Genomic DNA, 6,149 nt, shown 5'->3' with positions numbered 1-6,149 from the left:
GAGAGAACCGTATAGATCGCAGCATAGAGAACTCCAACGAGACTCACACGGCCCAATAAGAACAAGCTGACTCGCTCGCCATTGATCACACCGTCTTCAATCCCCAGTAATTTAAAATCAGGGAATAACAAAGAGATCCACCGGGTCATTTCTAGCATAGGTGAACTCATACCCAAGCTTTGCTGTTGCAGGAAGTAGTCTCTAGCCTCGGCCTGAATAAGCCCAATGAGCACCACCACGACTGTGATAATAATCGTGAAGATCGTTGAGGTGGAGAAGGTCGAAACCAGCAAAGCTATAGAAGCCACCACTATAGCCTTTAGAAGTACTGCCACAACCCCCGCCTGCAAACTCCATGTCACGCCTTGCTCTTGAATGGCAGCCGTCTGAGACTCGATCACTTCAGGTGACCGTCCCATCCTTGTCAGCAAATCGGCCTGCTCCGCCACCAACGCCTCGACACGGATATTGAGAATCAAGCAGAACAGCCCATCCATGACTAATAAGCCAACGGTCACCAAAGTCACCACCCCCAGCAATTTACCAACCAAGTAATCGAGACGAGGTACCGGCTTACATAATATCGTGTAGAGCGTTCGGTCTTCCACATCCTTAGGCAACAACAACGCTGTCGCTGAGAGCGCCAGAATCACCGAGAACATATTCATAGCAAAGAAACCAGCCCCCTTCATGACTCTTAGGTTCTGCTCCACCGCTTTCACAGCACCGAGCGTGCTCATGTCCACAAATTGACTGCCTAAGACAATCACAGCAAACACCACCAGGAAGTAAAATACCTTCATCCTTACTAACTGAGTAAAGGTGTGTCCCGCGATCACCGAAATGCGCGTGGCTGAGATGAATCCTATTTTGGACATCTTATCGGGCCTCCTCTCCACAATGATTTGCAATCTCTATGAATAAATTTTCTAAGCTTTTGCGTGGAGCTCCGGAAGAAATAAGCTCACCGCCACCTCGTTCTATCGCGTCTTTCACTTTAGCCAAAGTCACATCATCCATATCCTCTACCAAAAGCTCAGTATGGGTATTCACAGAGGTCAACTCCGAAAGCCTTCCCTGTTTGGCCATTTTTCCATTAAAGATAATCCCCACTTTGTCGCACACCTCTTGTACCTGCTCGAGCAAATGTGAGCACAAAAACACGGTCACACCTTGGTTCTTCAACTGTAAAATTAAATCACGAATTTGCCTTGAGCCGACGGGATCAACACCAGCTGTCGGCTCATCGAGCACCACCAATTGCGGTTCTTGTATCAATGCCTGCGCCAAGCCAACCCTTTGCAACATCCCCTTAGAATATCCACCAAGTCGACGCTTGCGAGCATCCTGCAGTGACACCTGCTCTATCAAAGCATCTATTCGCATTGCCAGTTGCTTACCACGCATGCCACACAGGCGACCATAGAATTTCAAAGTTTCCTCGGCAGTCTGGTGTTTATAAAAATAGGGATTCTCAGGAAGAAAACCAACGTGCTGTCGCGCATCCACCTTCATCGAATCATGGCCAAAGACCTTACACTGCCCACTTGTTGGAGCCACTAAACCTAACAAGGCTTTCATCGTCGTCGACTTTCCCGAGCCATTCGGCCCGATCAGTCCATAAACTTCACCTGGCTCAATGCGCAGTGAAATCTCGTCGACGGCACGAAACATTTTACGCTTAAATGATGAAGGGTACTCCTTCACCAAATCAACAATCTCAACTGCATTAACGGTCATTGAAGTAAAAGCATACGCGTAAGGATGTCGGTGACAACTCAAATGCTCAGACAGATAGCAGATTGGTCTCTAGAAACTAAGGTTCCCCTTCTTCTTGATCTACAATACTCGCATTTCTGGCCTCGAACGCCTTGCGCTCTTTCTTTGTCATGAGGTCACACCCACAGCTTCCGCAGCAGGAATAACGTTTCAAAGCTATGTAGCATCTCCAGAGAATGAAAAGAATAGCTAGGCATAGTAATACGCTGACAATGATGGTGATGGTTTGTTTGTCCACTTTTGATCTAGATGAAGTTTGGGTGTCTGAGAGTAGGGTAATTCGATTTCGTATGAATTCAAGGATTGAGAGCCAGTAAAATCACTCCCTCGTAAGGTGGCGGAGGATACTCCCAAGAATCGCCCCAGCAATTCATACTTTGACACATCTATGAACCCGAGTAATTAGAACAATCGACGGCGCAGATACCATTGATTTCATTGGTATCTGACTCACCCCAACCACCGACCAACCAATGGTCACTTATAAAAAATAAAAGCAAGCCATGTCCAACTCACCTAATTTACTCTCAGAATACATATTCCTAGGAACCAAGCTGTCGAACAGAGTAGCAATGGCTCCACTCACGCGTGGTCGCTCTGGCTCAGATCGGATTCCGAATGATCTCATGAGCGAATATTACGTTCAACGAGAATCTGCAGGTGTCATCATTACTGAAGCCACCGTGGTAAATAAGCAAGGAATTGGTTGGGTTGACTCCCCCGGAATTTACAACGAGGCGCAAACTCAAGGCTGGAAAAAGATTTGCTCAGCACTCCACCATCACATTACCCCGGTAGTAATTCAGCTTTGGCACTGTGGCCGCGCATCTCACTCCAGCTTTCTCGCTGGTGAGCTGCCAGTATCAGCCTCGGCAATCAAAATAAATGGCGATGCAATTCACACACCAGATGGAAAAAAAGAGTACGAAACACCACGCGCTCTGAGCACAGCTGAAATCGCCCAAACTATCCAAGATTATAAACAAGCAGCCATTCGCGCCAAAGAAGCGGGCTTTGATGGTGTAGAAATCCACTCTGCAAATGGATACCTGCTCAATCAATTTCTAGAATCAAAGACTAACCAACGTAGCGACAACTACGGAGGGTCACTAAAAAATAGGCTAAGGCTTTTAAAAGAGATCACCGTGGCAATCCTCGAGGTTTGGCCTGCAGAGAAAGTAGGTGTGCGTCTCTCACCGAATGGAGTCTTTAATGATATGGGCAGCTCCGACTATATCGAAACCTATACAGCCGCCGCGAAAATGCTCAATGAACTCAATATCGGCTTCCTCCACGTTATGGACGGACTGGCCTTCGGATTCCACGAACTTGGTGAGCCTATGACCCTCGATGAATTCCGCAAAGTCTTCAAAAATACCATCATCGGCAACTGTGGCTATACGAGGGAAACCGCAGAACAAGCGATAGCCATGGGTGATGCTGACATCATTACATTCGGTCGCCCCTTCATATCCAACCCTGACCTGCCTATCCGATTCCGGAAAAATCTGCCGCTAGCTCACGACGCAGACACATCAGTATGGTCAGCTTCAGGACCCGAGGGATATACTAGCTTCCCTCCACACTCTGAATCTCAAGCCATATGATGAAGTAATCGGCTCCGCAGAGCGGCTAACTACCGAAGACTGGCTAAACAGCCTCGCAGTCAGAAAAAGCAACCTATATAACCCATATGTAATTCAGACTGTAGATCTACTCAGGCTGGTGCTAATTAAAAGAGTCAGGAGTAAAATGCATGGCTCACCTTGTAATTAACAACGCGGATGATGCTTTGGAGCATCTTAACTAAGTGCTGTAGCCTGCTTACCCACCCCGTAAAACCTCTAGCGGTGGATTATTCGTGACCCCACGGCTCACCAGCAGCCCACCTAGCACAGAGATTCCTGTCACGATTCCTATAGCGCCTAAAACGAGCCCAACATCTGGCCATGGATCAGACTTGAATACGAAAACCGCCAAGGCTGTATTCGCCACAACTGCGAGTAACACACCAGTCAGCGCTGAGAGCACACCGAGCGTGGTGTACTCGATCACTGAAATCACGTGAACCTGCCTCCCCGAAGCCCCTAAAGTCCGCAACAGCAGGCTTTCCTTAAGTCGCACATCTCGACCATTAAGAAGTGTTCCAATCAAAATAGGCAAACCTGCCAGCACGGTAAATCCAGCTAACACCGAGACCACCGCAGAAATCTTCCCTAGAATATCACGTATAGACCCTAAAATCTGGGTCAGGTCAATCGCCGTCACATTAGCGTAACTATCAGCTAAATGCCGTTGCAAATCGCCGGAAGCTAAAGCTGAAGGCGTGCGTGTAGTCACCACATGAAACCTCGGTGCATCTTCAAGAACTCCCGGAGGAAAGATCATGAAAAAGTTCAGGTTAAACTGACTCCAATCTACCTGCCGCAGGCTTGTCACCTGAGTCCGAATAGAAACCCCCTGAATATCTAAAGTCATTTCGTCGCCGATCCCCACGCCAATGTCCAACGCAATTTTTTCCTCTAGAGATATTGGTACAAGCCCGTCAGGATTGGCTCGATCTTTAGCGAGCTCTCCAGCCACCAGGGTTTCGGTAGGGTTCAAATAGTCACGATAGCTCGAACGAAACTCCCTCCGAGCCACCCATTCGGGCACGCCTATCGCCTCGGCCACCGGCACCCCACGTATCGACTCGATCCGCATCGCCACCATAGGTGAACTTTCTAATACCGGAAGCCCATCATTTTTTAGCATCTCGCGGACACCCAGCACTTGATCTGGCTGAACATCTATCAAATACAAGTTCGGACTATTCCCCGTTTGATCCAACGTGAGTCGATCATTCATGATTTTTCCAACTGAAAGCACCGTCACCAAAAGAAATGTGCCGAGTCCCAGAGAAAGCAAAAAAAGCAATGTTTGATTCCCCGGCCGATAGAGGTTCGAGATTCCCTGGCGCAGCAGATAGGGCCAGTGCTGCCCCACCAATTTACGCGCCAACCTCATCAGTAACTTTGCCACGGCGAGCAGGGATAAAAAGGCTATCAGCATGCCACCGACCAGCGCCAGTGCACTCTTCCAGCTGGAGTCATTGCTGTAAGACACCGCAAAAAGCAGCGCCACCAAAAAAACATAAACCGGCAATATCCGCAGCACACTACCTTTGAGGCGAGCGCCATTTCTAAGCGTCACTGCCGGTGAAATTTCACGAATCCTCAGCAAGGGTATAAGGGCAAACCCACAGCAAACAGCAAAACCCATCGCAGTCGTTAGCCCCACAATCCTCCATTCAGCAACAGCAGCGACAGAGATAGGAAGTTTCTCCTGAAAGGCCGCGATAAAACCCAGCTGCATCCCAATTCCTAACCCAGCGCCGAGCAAAGATCCGAACAATCCAAGCGCAAGCGCCTGCGCGAAATAAATGCCAAATGCAAGATGGCCGGGACATCCCAGACAACGTAAAATTGCTACCGTAGCAATACGTCTAGTAATGTGTGCATGCACAGCTCCAGCTACACCTATAGCTCCCAATGCTAACGAAGCCAGAGCTATCAACCCTAGAAATTGTTGAAAATTGTCCAGCGCCTCCCCCAAGTTTTCGCGCCGATCCTCAGGAGTTTCTATCCGCCAAAATGATTTCGGAAAGCCCTCCTGGATCGTCTCTTTCAACTCCTCTGCCGAGCCAGCTCCAGCCATCTTCAAATGCACGGTAAAGCTCGCCATACTTTTGGTCCCCAGCAACCCAGCACTTTCTAAATCAGCCAAGCGCACATAAGCCTCGGGCGCAAATCCGCTAAACCGACTACCACGCGGGGCTGGCTTATCGACCACCCCAAGAATTCTCAAACGAATTTTCCCGATCTGAACTTGATCGCCCACTTTCACTCCAAATTGGTCGAGCACCGCGGGCTCTAGCAACACTCCACTTTCAGCACCTCCGGCTAGGAGTTTGTCCCAGGCATCCACCGGCCGAGTCTCCACCTTTCCATAAAACGGATATCCTTCCTCGATCCCACGCATCTGCATCAACCGGCTCCCGCCGTCTTCCAGCTTTGGAAGGAAACGCATCATCGTCGGGAAACTAGTTTCTCTGCTAAACTCCTCAGCGCTCTCAGTCAGCCCAGCTAACTCTGCCTCCACAAACGCCTTCTTAGAGGAGATTTTAAGATCTGACCCCAGAAGCGACTTTGCCTCAGAGGTAATCCCTTTTTCAACACTCTCCTTGAGCGAGTATATTGCAGTGAGAGCTGCAACCCCTGAAACTATCGCCAACGAAAAAACCAACAACCGCAATCGCTGCGACCTGCTATCTCTCCAAGCCATCCGCCAAACCCACGGATGAAACAATGCAGTCCACAGACTACATGGTA

At 49.0% G+C, this 6,149-nt stretch carries 4 protein-coding genes; 1 reads left to right on the top strand and 3 read right to left on the bottom strand.

The annotated features are described in order from the left end of the window. A partial coding sequence (locus ABGY95_RS10350) for an ABC transporter permease subunit (protein WP_347441606.1) occupies positions 1 to 878 on the bottom strand: 878 nt, incomplete at its 3' end. A gap of 1 nt (position 879) precedes the next feature. Then, positions 880 to 1,740, bottom strand: a complete 861-nt coding sequence (locus ABGY95_RS10345) for an ABC transporter ATP-binding protein (RefSeq protein ID WP_347441605.1) — start codon at positions 1,738 to 1,740, stop codon at positions 880 to 882. 542 nt (positions 1,741 to 2,282) lie between these two features. Between ABGY95_RS10345 and ABGY95_RS10340 the strand changes: the two genes are divergently transcribed. Continuing rightward, positions 2,283 to 3,386 (top strand): alkene reductase, encoded by a 1,104-nt coding sequence (locus ABGY95_RS10340; RefSeq protein ID WP_347441604.1) that lies wholly within the window; start codon positions 2,283 to 2,285, stop codon positions 3,384 to 3,386. Between the two features lie 217 nt (positions 3,387 to 3,603). On the opposite strand, the gene ABGY95_RS10335 is transcribed toward ABGY95_RS10340, so the two are convergent. After that, complete coding sequence (locus ABGY95_RS10335; protein ID WP_347441607.1) at positions 3,604 to 6,102, bottom strand: ABC transporter permease; 2,499 nt, start codon at positions 6,100 to 6,102, stop codon at positions 3,604 to 3,606. Positions 6,103 to 6,149: the final 47 nt, after the last annotated feature.

It is taken from the genome of Rubritalea sp., assembly GCF_039830215.1.
Lineage (GTDB): Bacteria > Verrucomicrobiota > Verrucomicrobiia > Verrucomicrobiales > Akkermansiaceae > Rubritalea.
The sequence above is the reverse complement of the archived record's forward strand: the minus strand, read 5'-3'. Positions and strand labels throughout refer to the sequence as shown.